Annotated in this window: 18 protein-coding genes; 12 read left to right on the forward strand and 6 right to left on the reverse strand. The window is 38.1% G+C overall.

What is annotated here, in order from left to right:
- Positions 1–9: 9 nt before the first annotated feature.
- The gene (gene alr / locus AC3Z9T_RS03490) at positions 10–1,080 is read left to right on the forward strand and encodes an alanine racemase (protein WP_490124807.1); all 1,071 of its coding nucleotides are present in this window, start codon (positions 10–12) and stop codon (positions 1,078–1,080) included.
- A 137-nt stretch (positions 1,081–1,217) separates the two neighbouring features.
- Positions 1,218–1,970, forward strand: a complete 753-nt coding sequence (locus AC3Z9T_RS03495; RefSeq protein WP_490124808.1) for a MipA/OmpV family protein — start codon at positions 1,218–1,220, stop codon at positions 1,968–1,970.
- Between the two features lie 70 nt (positions 1,971–2,040).
- Here AC3Z9T_RS03495 and AC3Z9T_RS03500 read toward each other — a convergent pair whose 3' ends face one another.
- Positions 2,041–2,922 (reverse strand): D-hexose-6-phosphate mutarotase, encoded by an 882-nt coding sequence (locus AC3Z9T_RS03500; RefSeq protein ID WP_490124809.1) that lies wholly within the window; start codon positions 2,920–2,922, stop codon positions 2,041–2,043.
- A 162-nt stretch (positions 2,923–3,084) separates the two neighbouring features.
- Positions 3,085–4,080 carry a glyceraldehyde-3-phosphate dehydrogenase gene (gene gapA, locus AC3Z9T_RS03505; RefSeq protein ID WP_070928208.1) on the reverse strand — a complete coding sequence of 332 codons (996 nt, stop codon included), beginning with the start codon at positions 4,078–4,080 and terminating at the stop codon, positions 3,085–3,087.
- 353 nt (positions 4,081–4,433) lie between these two features.
- Between gapA and msrB the strand changes: the two genes are divergently transcribed.
- The 8 genes from msrB to AC3Z9T_RS03545 all read left to right on the forward strand — a co-directional run bounded on the left by msrB (position 4,434) and on the right by AC3Z9T_RS03545 (position 9,594).
- The gene (gene msrB / locus AC3Z9T_RS03510; RefSeq protein WP_490124810.1) at positions 4,434–4,847 is read left to right on the forward strand and encodes a peptide-methionine (R)-S-oxide reductase MsrB; all 414 of its coding nucleotides are present in this window, start codon (positions 4,434–4,436) and stop codon (positions 4,845–4,847) included.
- A gap of 95 nt (positions 4,848–4,942) precedes the next feature.
- A complete protein-coding gene (locus AC3Z9T_RS03515; RefSeq protein WP_490124811.1) occupies positions 4,943–5,245 on the forward strand; it encodes a YeaC family protein in 303 nt (100 codons plus the stop codon).
- Positions 5,246–5,435: 190 nt separating this feature from the next.
- A complete protein-coding gene (locus tag AC3Z9T_RS03520; protein ID WP_490124812.1) occupies positions 5,436–5,681 on the forward strand; it encodes an HNH endonuclease signature motif containing protein in 246 nt (81 codons plus the stop codon).
- Position 5,682: 1 nt separating this feature from the next.
- Positions 5,683–5,943 (forward strand): bacteriocin immunity protein, encoded by a 261-nt coding sequence (locus AC3Z9T_RS03525; RefSeq protein WP_490124813.1) that lies wholly within the window; start codon positions 5,683–5,685, stop codon positions 5,941–5,943.
- A gap of 105 nt (positions 5,944–6,048) precedes the next feature.
- Positions 6,049–6,726 (forward strand): response regulator transcription factor, encoded by a 678-nt coding sequence (locus AC3Z9T_RS03530; RefSeq protein ID WP_490124814.1) that lies wholly within the window; start codon positions 6,049–6,051, stop codon positions 6,724–6,726.
- Position 6,727: 1 nt separating this feature from the next.
- Positions 6,728–8,032, forward strand: coding sequence for an ATP-binding protein (locus AC3Z9T_RS03535; protein WP_490124815.1), 1,305 nt, complete (start codon positions 6,728–6,730; stop codon positions 8,030–8,032).
- A gap of 113 nt (positions 8,033–8,145) precedes the next feature.
- A complete protein-coding gene (locus tag AC3Z9T_RS03540; protein WP_490124816.1) occupies positions 8,146–8,670 on the forward strand; it encodes a PepSY domain-containing protein in 525 nt (174 codons plus the stop codon).
- A 138-nt stretch (positions 8,671–8,808) separates the two neighbouring features.
- Positions 8,809–9,594 (forward strand): COG4705 family protein, encoded by a 786-nt coding sequence (locus AC3Z9T_RS03545; protein ID WP_490124817.1) that lies wholly within the window; start codon positions 8,809–8,811, stop codon positions 9,592–9,594.
- 203 nt (positions 9,595–9,797) lie between these two features.
- Here AC3Z9T_RS03545 and AC3Z9T_RS03550 read toward each other — a convergent pair whose 3' ends face one another.
- From AC3Z9T_RS03550 to sppA, 4 genes are all read right to left on the reverse strand, one after another.
- Positions 9,798–13,481 (reverse strand): DUF262 domain-containing protein, encoded by a 3,684-nt coding sequence (locus tag AC3Z9T_RS03550; protein ID WP_490124818.1) that lies wholly within the window; start codon positions 13,479–13,481, stop codon positions 9,798–9,800.
- A 484-nt stretch (positions 13,482–13,965) separates the two neighbouring features.
- A complete protein-coding gene (pncA, locus tag AC3Z9T_RS03555) occupies positions 13,966–14,622 on the reverse strand; it encodes a bifunctional nicotinamidase/pyrazinamidase (protein WP_490124819.1) in 657 nt (218 codons plus the stop codon).
- The gene (gene ansA, locus AC3Z9T_RS03560; protein WP_490124820.1) at positions 14,609–15,628 is read right to left on the reverse strand and encodes an asparaginase; all 1,020 of its coding nucleotides are present in this window, start codon (positions 15,626–15,628) and stop codon (positions 14,609–14,611) included. The genes pncA and ansA overlap by 14 nt, the downstream gene beginning before the upstream one ends.
- 140 nt (positions 15,629–15,768) lie before the next feature.
- On the reverse strand, positions 15,769–17,628 hold the full coding sequence (gene sppA, locus AC3Z9T_RS03565; protein WP_490124821.1) for a signal peptide peptidase SppA: 1,860 nt from the start codon (positions 17,626–17,628) through the stop codon (positions 15,769–15,771).
- A 309-nt stretch (positions 17,629–17,937) separates the two neighbouring features.
- On the opposite strand from sppA, the gene AC3Z9T_RS03570 reads away from it, so the two are divergent.
- On the forward strand, positions 17,938–18,489 hold the full coding sequence (locus AC3Z9T_RS03570; protein ID WP_490124822.1) for an NAD(P)H nitroreductase: 552 nt from the start codon (positions 17,938–17,940) through the stop codon (positions 18,487–18,489).
- 13 nt (positions 18,490–18,502) lie between these two features.
- Positions 18,503–19,543 carry a selenide, water dikinase SelD gene (selD, locus tag AC3Z9T_RS03575; RefSeq protein WP_490124823.1) on the forward strand — a complete coding sequence of 347 codons (1,041 nt, stop codon included), beginning with the start codon at positions 18,503–18,505 and terminating at the stop codon, positions 19,541–19,543.
- Positions 19,544–19,545: the final 2 nt, after the last annotated feature.

Genomic DNA, 19,545 nt, shown 5'->3' on the forward strand with positions numbered 1-19,545 from the left:
GGAATAAATATGCCACGCCCAATTAGTGCGGTGATCCATCTGCGAAATTTTACGCATAATTTATCTATTACCCGAGAACATGCGGGGGCCTCTAAAATATGGTCAGTGATGAAGGCCGATGCTTATGGGCACAGCATTAAATATGTATGGAAAGCGTTGTCATCAACAGATGGGTTTGCCATTCTTGATTTACATGAAGCCATATTATTACGTGAAGAAGGATGGACAGGCCCTATTCTATTGTTAGAAGGTTTTTTTCAGCCCGATGATCTCAAGGTTATTGATCAATACCAGTTAACCACATCCGTTCATAGTGAGTGGCAATTGGATGCGATAGAAAATACGCTCTTCACAGCACCTATTTCAGTGTACGTTAAACTAAATAGTGGAATGAATCGTTTAGGTTTTGAGCCCGATGAGTACGCAGAGGTGGTGAAACGGCTATCGTTAATGCCTAATGTAGGTAATATCACGTTAATGACGCATTTTGCAAATTCAGATCTGGCGACGGGTACAGAACTACCGCATCAGAGATTCAAACCGTTTATTGATCACAATTATTCTGTTTGTATTGCTAATTCAGGGGCAACATTATGGCATCCTGAAACACACTATGATTGGGTCCGTTCAGGGGTAATATTGTATGGGGCATCACCGAGTGGTAAATGGCAGGATATTGCTGATAAAGACTTACGGGCAACCATGACTCTTAGATCACAAATTATAGGCATACATCATATTGAGGCTGGTGAATCGATTGGTTATGGCAGTAAATTTACTGCATCTCAGCCGATGAAAATTGCAACTGTGGCTTGTGGTTATGCAGATGGATACCCTCGTCATGCACCAACGGGAACCCCTGTTTGGTTGAATGGCAAACGTTGTGCATTATTGGGTGCGGTTTCAATGGATATGTTAACTATTGATGTGAGTGAGTGTATTGATGTAAATATTGGCGATGACGTTGAACTGTGGGGACAAAACCTGCCCATTGATGATGTTGCCCAAGCAGCAGGAACAATTGGATATGAATTGATGTGTGCTTTAGCGAAAAGAGTGCCTGTTTTATATGAGATGTGAATAATTCTAAAAACAATTATTAGACACGGCTATAAATTTAGCTAAAAATGTGATCGGCTGTGCTAGTATTTTGGCTAAGGTCCGCATCAATGTATGATGCACTTTATTGATCAATCTCTTAATATTTCAGGTTTTATATGTCTAAGACAATTAAATTAACATCACTTGCTGTTGCTCTAGGTTTAATATCTTCCGTTGCGGTTGCAGGCACATGGTCAGTTGGTGGTTCTGTTTTGGCACAGTCAACGCCATATAAAGGTATTAAATCGAAAGATTATGTCACCCCTGTACCTATTGTTAGTTATGACAGTGAAAACTTCTACTTCCACACGTTAGCGGCAGGTTATTACCTATGGAATGATCAAGCCGATCAACTGTCAATTGATGCTTATTATTATCCACAATTTTTTAAACCTAAAGACAATGACGATCATGACATGCGCCAATTAAATCGCCGTCGTGATACTGTCATGGGTGGTTTTACTTATAAACATAAAGCGGATTGGGGTACTATCAGAACAGTTGCTTCTGGTGATATCTTAGGTATCAGTAATGGTTTACGTGCTGAAGTTGCATATCTGTATGGTTTTCATGGCGACAAATGGTCATTAGTACCAGGCGTGGGTATCAAATGGGATAGTGAAAACCAAAATCGCTATGAGTATGGTGTTTCTTCAAAAGAATCGCGTAATAGTGGTTTAGCACGCTATCGCCCTGGTGATAGTTGGAGTCCATATTTAGAGTTGTCAGGTAATTATAAGTTTACTGATAATTGGAGCGCATTTGCTATGGGCCGAGTTGACCGTTTACCAAGTGAAGTTAAAGATAGCCCAATGGTTAACAAATCAGTATCTGCGATAGTTTGGAGTGGTGTGACATACACCTTCTAATTGCTAAATAGCAATGCATAAATAAGCCCCAAAAGTGGTATGTGCTTTTGGGGTTTTTTATTTGTATTAACTACTCTTGTGGTTTATTGTCTCGTGACATCATCACAAGTGAGAGGCGAGCAGGGCTTTGATTTTCGCTCTTCATGGGTTTATTTATGCGAGCTGTTTCAACGCACACCATCTGCTTATAACCATTATTTGGCATATCTTGCATACTGCATGACAATTCTGCCCACGGATTCCAGCATACGACATCTGAATTATGATAGTGGTGGATTTCAATAGTTCGTGACCAGCTATCATCACGGATCAGGCTATACTCTTCAGGCTCTGAATAGATTCGGTCAGTCTGAGTATTAATTTTTAGTGGTTTGTCCTCATAAACTTCACGATCAGCAACCTTATCGAAGTAGTGCCCGCCTAAGCCATAGACCGTGGTTTTCTGTATGTCACCAATATTAAGATAAGTGTGCATTGCTGCGGTTGTTTCAAAATCACCATAGCTTTCTAATTCAATTTCACAAGTTTCGCCAAGCTTCATGCGTAATATCAGTGTAAATTCATGCGGCCAAAGTTTGCGCGTATATTCGGTATCAGTGAGGGTGAAAGTAAGGATCACGCCATCTTCATGTTCATTATGCGCTGTGAATTGCCATGGCAAAATACGCGCAAAACCATGACTAGGGCTAGCTACAGGACCAAACCAAGGCCAACAAATTGGAATGCCGCCACGAATTGCTGTACCTGTTTTAAAGGCGCTTTCACTGCTAAGCCAAAGGCAAGGTTTTTGCCCATGAGGCTGCCAATCAATCAACTGTGCTCCTTGAATGCTAACAGCACCACGTACTTTAGGGTGAGAAACAATGATTAGTGGGAGTTCATCTAGCTGGCGTTGACTGATGTAGGCTGAAAGTTGCTTAATAACCGGTAGAGCAAAGAGTTTATCATGCATAATTATTGGCCTGTAATAATAGAACAGTGGATACAAGTAGGTTAGCAGAAGTTGTAGGGACAGTCATGATGCATAACTGCATAATGATAATTTTTAAGAGAAAAATAAACAAAAGAGCCGCCAAATTGGCGGCTCTAACTTACCTAAATACGTTAACAGCTCTTATTTAGAGATGTGAGCGATCAGGTCAAGAACTTTGTTTGAATAACCTGTTTCGTTGTCATACCAAGAAACCAGTTTTACAAAGTTGTCGTTCAGTGCGATACCTGCTTTAGCATCAAATACTGAAGTCAGTTTTTCGCCGTTGAAATCAGTTGATACAACGTCATCTTCAGTGTAGCCCAGAACACCTTTCAACTCGCCTGCAGCAGCTTCTTTGATAGCGTCACAGATTTGAGCGTAAGTTGCTGGTTTTTCCATACGAACAGTTAAGTCAACAACTGAAACGTTTGGAGTAGGAACACGGAAAGACATACCAGTCAGTTTGCCATTCAGCTCAGGAATAACTTTACCTACAGCTTTAGCAGCACCAGTTGAAGATGGGATGATGTTTTGAGCAGCACCACGACCACCACGCCAGTCTTTGTGAGAAGGACCATCAACGGTTTTTTGAGTTGCGGTTGTCGCGTGAACGGTTGTCATCAGACCTTCAACGATACCGAATTTGTCATTGATAACTTTAGCCAGAGGTGCCAGGCAGTTAGTTGTACAAGAAGCGTTTGAAACGATTTCTTGACCTGCATAGCTCTTATGGTTAACACCCATAACGAACATTGGCGTGTCGTCTTTAGAAGGACCAGTCAGAACAACTTTTTTCGCGCCTGCTTGGATGTGTTTACGTGCAGTCTCATCAGTTAAGAAGATACCCGTTGCTTCAGCAACAACGTCAACACCAACTTCGTTCCACTTCAGGTTTGCAGGATCTTTCTCTGCAGTAACGCGAATTTTTTTGCCATTTACAACTAGGTGACCATCTTTAACTTCAACAGTACCGTTGAAACGACCGTGAGTAGAGTCATATTTCAGCATGTAAGCCATATAGTCTGCATCGAGTAGATCGTTGATCGCAACGATTTCAATATCAGAACGCTCTTGTGCAGCACGGAAAACGATACGGCCAATACGACCAAAACCATTAATACCTACTTTGATAGTCATAGTATTTCCACCAGCTATTTATTCGTGAATTAAGTTGTAGTTAAAGTTACCAAAACCTTGCCAGCCGTCAAGCGGAATCGTGTCAATTATTGAAAAAAATCAAAACTAGTCGCACTAATTGCTTACTTGTCAGCCACTTTAGAGGCAAATACATCCGCACGTATTATCGGGATTGTGCGGCATAATGAAACCTGCCATCAGTGATATATGTGAAATCGGTCACAAATCAAAATACAAAGCACCATGTTAATTAGTTTAGAATAGATTTACTGATTTCGTTGTTAATTTTTTGTTGCGTTAAATTGGTGTATTATTAGCTTAGTACCTTCAATCTTTCAGTATTTGGATTTTCTATGACAGATAAAGACAAGCAACCGATTGATCTATCGGAGCTAAATGATATTCAGCAATATGTCACTCAACAAGCTGGCACTGAACGGCCTTTTACGGGAACTTTATTGCATAACCGTAAAGATGGTGTATATGAATGCTTATGTTGTGGTGCACCCTTATTTCAGTCAGAAACAAAATTTGATGCAGGATGTGGCTGGCCTAGCTTTTATCAACCTGTTAGTGAAGATGCCATTAAATATATCGAAGACTTTTCTCATGGTATGCATCGAATAGAAGTACGTTGCCAAAATTGTAATGCTCATTTAGGACATGTTTTTCCAGATGGTCCGCAGCCGACAGGACAGCGTTACTGCATTAATTCAGCATCATTAAGCTTTATCGATGAGCAAACTGGCGAAAAGACCCGCGGATAGGGTGCTGAAGTTAGCTGACATTTTAAAATAATAAGAGCAATATCGATTCAGCTTGGCCAGTTTTTGCTAGCTGCATCAATTGAAGGAGTAACAACGTGAGCGTTGAGTTAGAACCTGAGCAATTAGAACAATTGCTCTCTGTGATGACCCCCGAAATTTATCAGCGTTTGGTTACCGCTGTGGAACTCGGCAAGTGGCCTGATGGCGTAGCATTATCACCTGAGCAAAAAGAGCACAGCCTCCAAATGGTGATGTTATGGCAATCGAGAAATAACCATTCACCAGAACATATGACAATTGGTACGGATGGGCAAATCACCATGAAAAGTAAGCAGGAGCTCAAGTCTATGTTTCAAGGTGAGATGTTGGCAACATTGAAACCGCAAAATCAAGATTAATTCCAATAACTTGCCTCTTTCTCTCGATAAGAGGTAAGTTATACTGATTACTCGCGATGCCTCTTTTTTCCTATAATACAAAAGCTTAAATGACAAGATTTTGGGCTTTTTTCTGTTTCATTCTATTTCCAAATAATCTCTTTCAGTGATTTTCTATGCCAGAAGGCGTAAAAATCATTTTTGCCGCCTAATGATCAACTCTAATTTATTTCTTTTATTACCTCTAAAGCTAAAAAAACAGTTTAATAATAGAAATAAAAGAAATATAAACCGAGGAAAAGCGCCTGGAACTCCTGAAAGTGGACATTCAGGAAAGAGAGTTAAGTATGAAATTCATCATGAGACTCCTATTAGTGAAGGCGGTGGAGTTTACGATATTGACAATATGAGAATAGTAACACCGAAACGGCATATTAATATCCATAAAGGTAAGTAGAATGAACGAGAAAAATAATATTTCTGATTATACTGAGGCTGAATTTCTTATCTTTGTTAAGAAGCTATTTAATGTGGAAAACACAACAGAAGAGGAAAATGTTGAAAATATTTTTGAGTTTGAAAGACTTAGTGAACATCCATCTGGTTCGGACTTAATTTATTACCCAAATAAAAACAGACCGGATACCCCTGAAGGGATTGTTCAAGAGGTGAAAGAATGGATAGCGCAGCAAGGGAAACCGGGTTTTAAAGTCGGCTAATTCCTGAATACACTCTTCCTTAAATGAAATAGCTACGCTCTTTGCTGATTATTGATTACTCTATGTGCTATTCGGTCTATTTTGATGTAGTGTCATGGAGTGATTATGCGAATTTTATTGGTGGAAGATGACCGCATGATTGCGGCAGCCATTGAGGGTTATTTAAAGGATGCCTGCTATGCCGTTGATTGGGTTGATAGTGGTGCTACAGTTGAAGCTGCGCTGAGTGGGCAACCTTATGATGTCGTATTACTTGATTTAGGTTTACCTAAGCAAGATGGGCTGTCGATATTAAAACGGCTACGCGAACAGCATAACAATACGCCAGTGATTATTATCACGGCGAGAGATGACTTACAGAGCCGTTTATCAGGTCTCGATGGTGGGGCGGACGACTATATGGTCAAGCCATTTGATATGTCTGAGTTGCTAGCAAGGGTCAGAGCTGTTTTAAGACGTCACCATGCACAGGCAAGCTTGAAACCTAGTAATGGTGTTCTCACGTTAGATCCTGAAACCTATCAGGTTGAGGTTATTGGGAAAGCTGAGCCAATTGTGTTAAGCCAACGTGAGTTTGCAGTATTACAAGCGTTGATAACGAGACCGGGTATTATTCATTCACGCAGTGATCTGGAAGATAAAATCTATGCTTGGGGAGAAGAGGTAGAAAGTAATGCGATAGATTTTCTCATCCATGGATTGCGCAAAAAAGTCGGTAAAGAACATATCAAAAATGTGCGTGGAGTAGGCTGGCTGATCCCCAACAAACAGGGCGATAATTAAAATGCGTATTCCTTTTCAAAACTCAATTCAGGGCAAGTTAATATTTTCATTTGCTATCATGTCGGTGCTTATTACCGTGATTGCCGCATTTTTAGCTTTTCGCTACACCTATAAAGAAACCGAAAAACTACAAGATGACTTGTTACAGCAGATAGCTGCTTATCAATCGCCGGTTACTGTACCTCATAATTTACCTGATAGTGATAATGAAGCGCGTATTTTTGTACAAAACTCTAATTACCCTGATGTGATTGATTTACCGCTTACTAATAACTTACCTAGTGGTCTATCAACGATTGAATACAATGGTGATAGCTATCGGGTATTTATCAAAAACATGCCACAAGGGCGAATCATTGTTAGCCAGGAAAATGAATATCGAGATCTAATGGCGAAGCATTCAGCATGGGATAGCGCGATGCCATTATTAATTTTAATACCACTGACTGCAATTTTGATGTTTTTGTTAATCCAAAGTGCATTGCGACCGATAAAGTTGTTATCAGGCCAAGTTGAAATACGTCAAGCCCAAGATTTAACACCACTTGCTACGAATGATGTTCCTCTGGAGTTTAAAGGCTTTTTAGTTGAAATAAATCGTTTATTGAGCCGTATTGAAACCATGGTGCAGCAACAAAAACGATTCATTGCGGATGCGGCTCACGAATTGCGTAGCCCAATGACCGCATTGTCAATTCAAGCAGAACGTTTGGGGCAACAATTAGGTAGTGATAAAGGATTACCTCAGTTTATTGAGCTAAGAGAAGGTATACAGCGGAATCGTAATTTACTTGATCAGTTATTATCATTAGCGCGTATTCAAAATCGTGATAAAACGCTGACATTGCAACCTGTGGCTATTAGCCGGATCTTTTCGCAGGTGATCACTGATTTGTGGCCACTTGCTGAAAGTAAAGAGCAAGATCTAGGGGCTACTTCAATAGAGGAAGTCACCATGGTGGCAAGTGAATTTGAAATATACACACTTATTAAAACACTGACGGATAATGCGATCCGTTATACACCTACAGGTGGGCAAATTGACTTGTCAGCTTCTCAGTGTGATGGGCAGATAATAATTATTATTGAAGACAATGGTATCGGTATATCTGATGAACAAAAAGAACGTGTTTTCGATCCTTTTTATCGAGTCAATCAACATAGTTCACTCGGCTCAGGATTAGGGATGTCAATCGCTAATACTATTGCTGAATACTATGATGGAAAAATTACCTTATCAGACAGTGTTCATTTCAATTCAGGGTTGCTGGTAACGATAGTTTTGAGCCAGAAAAATAGTATTTAAAAAATTCTTTTACGCTAATTCTGCGCTAATAATTGCACTATAAGATGTCAGTCATCGGGGGGAAACTGAACGCAGTTGCTCCCCACCTACGATGAACAATGAGGAATGACATCATGACTATGCTCAAAAAAACAGTAATTGGTTTATTAACTGCTTCTATCATGACTGCAAGTTTAGGAGCATATGCAAGTAATCACCAAGCTACGGAAATGACAGCTTTTCAGCAAAGTAGTGTAACAGCAACCGATGCAATTAAAACGGCTACGGCAAAATTCGCTAATAGCTATGCGAGTGAAATCGATTTTAAAGATAAAAATGGTCAGCTTTACTATTCTGTAGAGGTTATCGCTGATAACCAAAAAAACAAAGTGAACGTCGACGCTAAGACGGGACAAATTTTGACTAGCAAAGTTGAAAAAGAGAGTGACAAAGAGAAAAAAGACGAAGTAAAACCGAAAACAGCAATCACATTAGAGCAGGCTATTGCAACTGTAGAAATACAGTCTAAAGGTAAAGTGAAAGAAGCGGATTTGAAAACCAAAAATGGCCAAAGTTACTATAAAGTAGAAACATTGGTTGGTTCGAAATTAGAAACAACTAAGGTTGATGCGACTAGCGGTAAAATTATCACTGAATAACAGATAATTTGAATCTTATACCCAATAATCCATATCAGAAGCAGGCCATAATTGACCTGCTTCAATCAAATTGAATTCAACAATACTCCTAATTTAATCATATTAGCCGCCTAATAATCGGTGGATAAGGAGACCGTCATGGGGAATTTATTGCATTCTAACGAGGTAAAATGGCTAAATAAAGTGCCAGAAGTCACGTTAGTTTTCTGGCTGGTAAAAATGATGTCTACCACTGTCGGAGAAACCGCAGCAGACTATCTGAATGTAAATTTAAATCTAGGTTTAACAGGTACTTCGATTATTACTGGGTTATTGTTGGCGTGTGTCTTGTTTTTTCAAATGACCCAAAAAAGCTATAAGCCACTGTGGTATTGGTTGACTGTTTTGTTGGTGAGTGTGTTTGGTACTTTAATTACTGATAATCTGACCGATCACTTTAATGTTTCATTAGCCTTATCAACCAGCATTTTTACTGTGGCGTTAGTGTGTGTCTTTGCATGGTGGTATTCACAAGAGAAAACACTTTCAATTGATCAAATAGATACACCGAAAAGAGAAGCATTTTATTGGCTGGCAATTTTAACCACATTTGCTCTTGGTACTGCGGCAGGTGATTGGTTCTCTGAAGGTTTACAGCTAGGGTATGGACTTTCTGCTGTGGTATTTGGGGCAATCATTGCGGTTGTGGCACTGATGCATTATGGATTTAAAGTAAATGCAGTTCTGTGCTTTTGGTTAGCTTATATTTTGACCCGTCCTCTAGGGGCTTCATTGGGGGATTTACTTTCTCAATCACCAAGCAATGGAGGTATTGGACTCGGAGTAACGGATACCAGTATTCTATTTTTAGCCTGCATCAGTGTGTTTGTTGGTTTTATGATGTTTAAAGCGAAAGATCGTTCACGGATCACTCATCAGGTATAAAACTTATTTCAAGGGCCACCCACGTTGTTGCGTTATGAAGTGGGTGGTTTTTATGTTTATTGGGGAGCCGTGGTAGCTACTTATTCGAGACTGTAATTTAAATTGTGCATTAGCAACAATAAATTCTCCTCAATTTTTAAACATACTATTACGATTTATTGATTTGATGGTCGCTTAAGCGACCACCTGTATTTAAATAAAGCTTAGCTGATATTATTTATAATGGAATTATTTCTTATATTATTTATAGCGTTACGAACCTCAGTTTTACCTACTACAATATGCTTACTAATATGCGAATAAATTTTGTCAAACTGATTGAGCTCTATATCTAAACTACGGATTAATTTATGAACAGATAGCTCATCTATGTCATGCAAAGATATTAAATTATGATATGTATAGATATTAAACCCCATTAATGTAGACTGATTTTTTATAAGATGTAGATACCAAACTTTAGGATAGGATAGGTGATATCTAAGATTTATTTTTTCTGCCAGAATACCTACTTCAACGGGTTTATTATAATGCTGTAAGATATTCACGATATCTGAGAGTACATTTTTAACATCGATGTCTTTAAATGCATTATCTGCCAGAGCATAGTCATGAGCTGAAATGCGAACAACTTTACCTATTTCCATTAATTCATTTAGATATAATGATGCATGATTTTCTGAACCACTTCTAATTTGTTTCGCTAGTGAGCTTCGTGTTACGGGTTTACCTGAGCTCTGCATTAAATTTAGAATAGTTTGTAGCTGTCCTTGGGGCTCTACACCTTCTTGTAAGCTAATTGTATCTGCACCTGATTTACCATTAAAATAAATTCCATAATCTACCCCAAAATTACGAATGAGATGACGAATGGTGAAATATTCATAGCTTTGTAGTAAAGGACTTACTTGATAGATTTCCATACGTAGGTTTGCAGTATTATTTTTTCTTTCTAATATATTTTTAACTTCGGTTAAAATATCAGAATAAGAAGCTTCTGGAATTGGGAAGTAATTAATATGTGTGTAGGAACCACGATCACTTTGAAATAAAAGATTATTTTCTACAGCCTCATTAATTGCATGGTCTTGTCTTTCATTAGGAAAGATACTAGAACAAATTCTTAATTCATTAGCTTTTAAGTGAATTTCTCTGAAATTTTGGCTGTCATTAAAATGTAAGGCTGCTTGTACGACTGCAGGCATTTTAGGCAGGAGATTAGGGATAATACATTCCTCACCATTGTCAGTAATTATCCTGAGAATACCTTCATTTACATTATGAAGAATTGCATTATGAGCAACTTGTGAGGTGCATCCAATATTATCTTGAATTAAAGCAATAGCTTCACTTTTTGGTATTGGCAATTTATTCCATAATGACCACTCCTCAATGAAATCTTTTATATTTATTTCAGGGAAGATGATCTTTGATAAGTCATTTTTCTGAAAATCACATAAAAGATCTAAAAATGCTAAGAAATTTTTTATATCTAAAAATTTGCTAGCTAATAAAGGATAAAGCATTTCCATCTCATTTGTGGCATTTTGGTTTAGATTTTCCCAAATGGTTGAAATTGAAACTCGCATACTTTTACGTAAATTAACTAATGCTTTCTTTTCCACTTGACGCACTCTTTCACGAGTTACATTGATAATTTCACCTATTTCTTCGAGAGTCATGGGTTTCGTTTTTTCTAAACCAAAACGTTTTTTTAATATATCTGTTTCTCTAAGATCACCATATTGAATAAAACTTTCTAAGTCTTCAGATATGTAGCGATCTAAATCGAAAGTTGATAAAGAGTCTTGCTCATCTACTTTGAAATATCCACTTTCATATGACTGTTGCTTCATATCTTTAGTTTTATCAAAAGTTTCAAGAAGTTGATATAAGTTTATAATGATACCGTTTTTAACGGTATTTGCAGGTTCTCTATCAACTTTAGTTGTAAAATTGAGGTTAGGTAATTCATTTAAAATAAAATTTAAATTTATATTTCTTTCATCGATATTAAGCCAAACACCTATTTTCTCCATAAATTTTATTTGTGTTGGGCTTAATTTTGCTTGATTGAGTTTTAATCTGCCTAAAATAGGGTCATTTTTATAAGATGTATTTAGTTCTTTAACATTAAGAATTTTTCTTAATTTGCTCTCGATTTTCTCTTTTCTATTTAAACAAAAAGCTTCAAACTGATTAAGATCAGTAGATAGGCTGTCAATTAATTGGCTCGCCATATACATTTCTTTTGAACTTTCACTCTCGAAATAATTATCTAGCCATGCAGCTGGTTGTGTGGCTTTTTTATCTATATTTACGGAACCAGGTATTAATTGCAAGTTTGCAATAGTATTAGATAGTACTTGAAGTTTGTTAGTACCATCGTTAGCTATTTGTAGTTTTTTCATTTTTGCTGGTGTAAATATACTCTTTGGATAAATGTGGTCTATATGAGTTTCCAATAGCCTGGAGTCAGGGAAAACTAAAAGTAATAATGATTTAATTTCATTATCTTTACCATATCGCAAATTGCATAAATTTCTAATATCATCTTCATTGAATAATAATGACTTCTCCTTTTCTGACATCGCTTTCATTATATCGTCAATAGGGAATTCTAATAAATTTTCACTGATGGTTTTTCGAATATGAACAAGTAAACTTTCTAAATTACTAGTCCATACTCCTCTCTTAAGAAAACTCATGAGGATCCAGTTTTTTATTTTTATTTTTTCATTAGATGGTATTTTATATTTCACATTATCAGGGTTTTTTAAAATATTGATAAAGACATAATAGACAATAGGTAAAATAGCGACATCATGAATTAAGGTTTGGTTATCTATTCCAAATTCCTTTAACATTTGGGTTGTGATATGGAAAGATTCTTTTACATCTTCCCAATGCTCCTCCATAAATACAATGTTTTCTTTACTGAAGTTAGATAATTTAAAACTTAAATTGCCGACTTCTCCAAGCATAAGGCCTGCGCGTAAAATTAAATCCTTTTCAAATTTAAAACCAGAATCTTCTTTAATTCCTTCTAGTAGCTCATTGATTTCTTCGCGAGCATTTAGTTTAGTCCATTGGGTGACAGTGAAAGATAACAGCAAGTCAGAATATGATAGTGCTGTACCGCCACTATTCATACGAATAAAAATACTCAGAACTTTTTCAATATCTTGTTCCTGCTCTGTATAAGCAGATAATGAATTTTCGTTATTTATATGTACATTTAGATCACTTAATAAGGATTCCGCTTCTCCTAAGATAGTATCTTGTTCCTCCTTAGAATATTGCGGGAAATTACGCTCTAAAAAAATAGCAAGTTCACGGCTTACTAGCATTAAATACCGAGTTGATTTATTTTTTGATACTCCATTTAGCATCTCAGATACTTTTACCCAATAGTTGTTTGCATCTTTTTTTTGAGCATCCTCTGTGCTTAAAAATTTAAAATCATACGTTGTATTATTATCAGGATCAGGTTGGCCAAATACATTAATATAAAGGTGTGTTTTTTTACCATATTTATTTGTATAGGAGCCTCTTAACCCGACATTTAATGATGTGATTCGTTGCTGCCCATCTAATACAGCAATATGATTTTCATTTGGAATATTATGATAAAGCTCGCAATATTGATTGTTTTTCTCATCATAGTCCAACATGAATTTATAAAATTTATATTGGTTTACGTTCTGTTTTTCGATACTCCAAAATAGAAATGTTCCAAAAGGATATCCCTGCATGATAGAGTCAAACAATTGGCAAATTTGCTCTGGTTTCCAAACAAATTCACGTTGAATTGCAGGTAAGATATATTTATCTTCCTCTACTTTTAGTAATAGTTCATTAATACTACCAATCTGTTGATACATCATTGATTCCTATTTTATCTAAATTACCGCTCATATTATGATTGATAAATTCAATATATCATTTATTAAATTTGATTACTCAATGAAACTATACTTGTTTTTATTATCTATCAAGTAGAGTTTCCTTTAAGGGAATAGCATTTATGAATTGAATTAGCTTGATATAATTATCTATCTATTTTTAGATTGAGTATAGAACATTAGAAATGTATTGTGATGTAATTGGCATTGATATGATAGCCTGTTAATATTGCTTGCTAATGGATAGTCACTGTTATCATATATTAGGTGCAAATGGGAAGTTTAAATTTAATAACTATAGGAAATTATTAGCTAAGTATTGTTTTTATTTGTACTCAAAAATAATTCAAGTTGGAATTGAGCGTAGCCACTATACTTTAACGGAAAACCCTGCAACTTAAAGTATGATGAGTATAGATAAAATAAAACGTCCTCCTCATCTTGGTATTGAAGAGGACTGTATGATTTATTGTAAGGAATCAGTCGTCAGCAAAGTGGCACCTTTTTGCGACATTTCAGCTAAGGCAAGTTCACTGTCCATAGCAGATAAATTTACACCACGGCAACCATCGATCAGTACATCGACGTTGTAGCCTAATTTTAAGGCATCCAGTACGGTAAATTTGACGCAATAATCTGTGGCGATCCCCATAATAAATAACTGGGTGATCTGATGCTGTTGCAACCAAGCATGTAACCGAGTTTGGCTAATTTTATCATTATCAAAAAAAGCGCTATAGCTATCCACTTGAGGGTTCTCACCTTTGGTAAATACCTCAATAATCGCTTCTCGATTCAATTCAGGGTGAAATTCGGCGCCGTGTTCTCCTTGAACACAGTGATCTGGCCACCAAACTTGTGCAATGCCATTTAATTTACCAATGTCACCCACTTGAGTGCCTGAGTTGCTGGCAAAGCTGAGGTGATTAGCCGGGTGCCAGTCTTGGCTAGCAATAATTGGGATATTCTGTTGTTGGCAAAGCGCTATGGCTTTATTTGCTGTTTGTATCACAATGTCACTGTCTGCAACGGCAAGAGCACCATTAGTACAAAAATCATTTTGTAGGTCTACTAAAAGTAAAGCGGATTTAACTAAATCCTCACTTTGCTTATTCATCGGCATAGCTGAGTTCGCCTCTTAGATTATTTTGCATTAATTCCCGAACATGTGCCGGTGTATAATTTTGGCTAAGTAAATAATGTAACTTGCTCAGTGCTGCTTCAAATGTCATATCGAACCCACTAATGACACCCGCTTCAGCAAGCGCATGACCTGTTGCATAACCTTCCATATTCACGCGACCTGAGATGCACTGAGTCAGGTTTACCACAATAATACCTCGGTTTGTAGCATCATGGAGGATTTTCAGTAATTCAGGTTGCTGAGGAGCATTTCCGACACCATATGAGCGTAAAATTAGTGCTTTAACAGGCTGCTGAAGGATATTACGTACAATCTCTATAGATAACCCTGGATAAAGCATTACGACACCTATAGGTTGTGGAGTGATGCGATGGGTGATCAAAGAACCAATGCCAATAGGGGCTGGGCATGTATTAAAAGTACGGATATGAATGCCTGCTTCCATTAAAGGGGGGCAGTTAGGTGAAGTGAATGCATCAAAGCCATCGGCGTGGGCTTTGATGGTACGGTTGCCACGGTACAATTTATTGTTAAAAAACAAGCCAACTTCGTTAATTGGATAATTGGCGGCTAAATATAATGCATTCAATAAGTTAGTTTGCCCATCAGAACGTAACGCCTCTAAAGGGATTTGTGACCCTGTCACAATGACTGGTTTACGTAAATTCTCTAACATAAAGGATAATGCAGATGCCGTATAAGCCATGGTGTCTGTGCCATGTAAGATCACAAAACCATCATAATTATGATAATTAACACTGATGTCATCAGCGATATTTTGCCAATCCTCAGGAGTAATATCAGAAGAGTCGATTAAAGGTTGATGTTCTTTAATCGTAAACTCAGGCATTTCTGGTCGGTGGAACTCAGGCATTTTAGCTAACTGCGCTTGCAGGTGCCCTGATACAGGAATGTAACCTTGCGGGGAGTGGCGCATACCGATTGTTCCCCCAGTATACACAACGTAAATCGATTTCTTCTGCATTTAATTACCTAGCTTAATGCTGACTTTATTTGATGTTATAACAATTCTGAACCATTTAATTACGCTTATCTACTGTTTAAATGGCATTGGTTGATGATAATACGTTTCCCCCTTTAGCATACTAAAGGGGGGCTGAAAGATTAGTTAATTTCAGCGCAGTTTAGACAAAATGCATAACGATTTTGTGGATCATTCATTTTTAAGAAAAACTGAGCTTGCTGGCGGATATCGGTTGCAACTGAAGGGGGGAGAAAGACTTGCAACACATCAGGCATGATAGCTTGAGTATTATTGCTAATCTCTAAAATAAGTTGATCCATAAAGGACAACTCAGGTTGCATCCAATCTAGCTCAACGGAATCGAGGTTAGCTAATTCAGCTGCTTTATTAACCGCATCATCAAAGTCACCAAGTTGATCGACTAAACCAATTTTTTTCGCATCACTACCGATCCAAACACGACCTTGAGCGATTTTATCGATCTCTTCGGGGGTTTTATGTCGTGATTGAGCGACTAATCCGATAAAGTTTTTGTAACCATTCTCAATGGTCACTTGCATCATATCGGAAAACTCAGGACTAATCCCTTTAGTCACAGAAATATCAGCAAGAGAAGTGGTGGAAACACCATCAGTGTAAACACCGATAGAGTCCAAGGCATTTTCAAATGTGTTGATAACACCAAAAATACCAATTGAACCGGTTATTGTGCTTGGGCTGGCAATAATATAGTTAGCTGGGGTTGAAACCCAATAACCGCCAGATGCTGCCATGCCACCCATAGAAACAACAATAGGTTTACCAGCTGCTTTAGCTGATGCCAGTTCACTGCGAATTAATTCGGAGGCAGTTACGCTACCACCTGGGCTATTGACACGTAAAATAATGGCTTTGATATTTTGATCAAGGCGAGCTTCACGAATTTGAGCACTGATAAGGTCACCGCTTGCGATACCAGGGGCTTGAGGACCGTCCATGATAGCACCTTGAACCACGATAACAGCAATATTACCGGCTGGTGTTTCTGTGCCTATATCTGTTAGCTTATCTGAATAATCATAAATACTGATATAGTTGAAATGTTTCTCATCTTTATTCCAGCCAAATTGCTTTTTCAGTACATTTTCAGATTGTTCACGCGTATAGATTTTATCAACCAACTTTTGGTTTAAGGCGTATTGAGCGCTATCTCCATTTGCTGCGCGAAGTTTATTGACTAAAATATCAGAGCCAGGAAAAACCCCTTGAACATTAGTTTTACGGTTTTGCGCAAGTGTGCTCAGGTAATTATCCCATAGGGCGCCCAACCATTGTTTGGTTGCTTCACGAGCCTCAGGGGACATATTGTCACGCATCAATGGCTCTACCGCTGATTTGTATGTACCAACACGGAAAATATGGCTACTGACTTTCAGTTTTTCTAACAGTGATTTGTAATAAAGCGTATTAGTAGAAAAACCTTGGATACCGACCACGCCTTGTGGTGCCATAAAAATATGGTCAGCATAGCTTGCTAAGTAGTATTGAGCTTGGGTATAGCTATCGCCAACGGCATAAATAGGTTTGCCTGAATTCTTAAAGTCAGCAATCGCCTTACCGATAAAATTAAGAGATGGCTGATCTGCACCCACAAGGTTATCTAAGCGAAGTACCATACCTGTGATGCGATCATCTGTCGCTGCGTTACGAATGGTATCCACAATATCAAACAATGAATTTTCTTGCATACGACTGTTTGGCGTGCCTAAGAGTTCTCGGCTCATACGACCAAAAGGATCTGGCGTTGAAACTTGATCAACGACGATACCTTGTAAATCAACATAAAGTGCACCAAAGTAATTTGGGTCTGGCTTGGATTCGGATTGATATAATGCTATCGAACCAATGACTAAAAAGCACAGGACTAAGAAAATGGCATTGAATACCAGTTCCCGAATAAAATTTAGTATTCGCCAGCTAAATTTAAAAACAGTGGCGATGATCTCCCATATTTGACGCATATTCTCTCCAACACACAAATTTGCACTAATATCTTAATGAAATAAAAACAGTTGTCTGCAATTGAATGATATTTTTATACATAACAAAGCGACTTAGAGCGTTGTACAATGTCGTAATGATATTTTTCAAAACATGTAGATGATATAATTCAATTAATTAATCAAGTAAAACCTATGTCGTCACAGATAGCTAAATGACAACGCGGGTTCTGTAGCAAGCTTTATTAGCACACGAACGTTAAATTAGCGTGATTATGATTGCTTGTTTGAATGACTATTATATCAGTTTACTCTGAATCGGAGATGAATATGGATGCTTTAACCCTTTTATTGAACCGCCGTTCAGCTTCACGGCTAACAACCCCTGCGCCACAGGGTGATGAATTGCAGAATATTTTAGCTGCGGGTATGCGTGCACCTGATCACGGTGCATTACGTCCATGGCATTTTGTTGTTATGCAAGGTGAAGGGTTAAATCGCTTTAGTCAATTACTTGAAAAAGCCGCTAAAGAAGGTAATTTGGGGGCTGAAGTGGAAGAAAAAGCACGTAATGCCCCTTTTAGAGCACCTCTCATTATTACGGTTATTGCAAAAACGCAAAACCACCCTAAAGTTCCTGAATGGGAGCAAATTGTTGCGGCAGGCTGCACGGTACAAGCAATGCAAATGGCAGCAGTTGCACAAGGATTTGGTGGCATTTGGCGTTCAGGTTCATGGACAGAAGATGCGATTGTTCGTGATGGTTTAGGATGTGAACCTACCGATCATATTGTGGGTTTTCTTTATTTAGGTACTCCAGAACTAAAAGCACCAACGAAAGTGCAAATTCCTGACATGCAAAATTTTGTTTCTCACTTTTAAAAGGCCGATTGTCATGGAAAAAATTAGATTAACACAATACAGCCATGGTGCTGGGTGTGGCTGCAAAATTGCGCCGAAAGTGCTGGAGCAAATTCTGCATTCAGAACAAGCGAAATTTCATGATCCTCACTTGTTAGTTGGTAATGAAACGAAAGATGATGCTGCTGTTTATGATTTGGGTAATGGCATTGGCATTATAAGTACGACGGATTTCTTTATGCCAATCGTTGATTCACCATATGAATTTGGTCGTATTGCTGCGACTAATGCGATCAGTGATATTTTTGCGATGGGTGGCAAACCGATTATGGCCATTGCTATTTTAGGTTGGCCAATTGCCAAATTACCCCCTGAAGTGGCTAGAGAAGTGATTGAGGGTGGTCGTGCTGCTTGTGCTGATGCAGGAATTTCATTGGCTGGAGGGCACTCCATTGATGCACCTGAACCTATTTTTGGTTTAGCCGTGACGGGGGTCGTTAATACTGAATATGTTAAGAAAAACAGTGCGGCGACCGCAGGTTGTGAACTGTTTTTAACTAAACCTTTGGGGATTGGTGTGCTCACTACGGCAGAGAAAAAGGGGGTATTGGCGAACGAGCATCAAAACTTAGCCACTGAAACCATGTGCCAGCTAAATAAATTAGGTGCGGTAATTGCACCATTAACGGGTGTGACAGCAATGACCGATGTCACAGGTTTTGGTTTGCTTGGTCATTTGAGTGAAATTTGTGAAGGTTCTCAAGTACGAGCCGAAATTTATTTTAATCAAGTTCCTAAACTAGCGAATGTCGAACATTATATCGAAGCGGGTTGTGTTCCTGGAGGAACTCAGCGCAATTTTGACAGCTATGGGCATCTGATTGGGCCAATGAGCGATGCTCAGCGTAATCTATTATGCGACCCACAGACATCGGGTGGACTATTAATTGCCGTAGAACCTACTGAAGTTGCTAAAATTAAAGACATTGCACACCAGCAAGGTGTTTTGCTACAGTCTATCGGAAAATTATTACCCCATCGGGACAATGTACCTTTAATTGAAGTGATAGATTAAGT

This window comes from Providencia sp. 6390 (genome assembly GCF_058148425.1).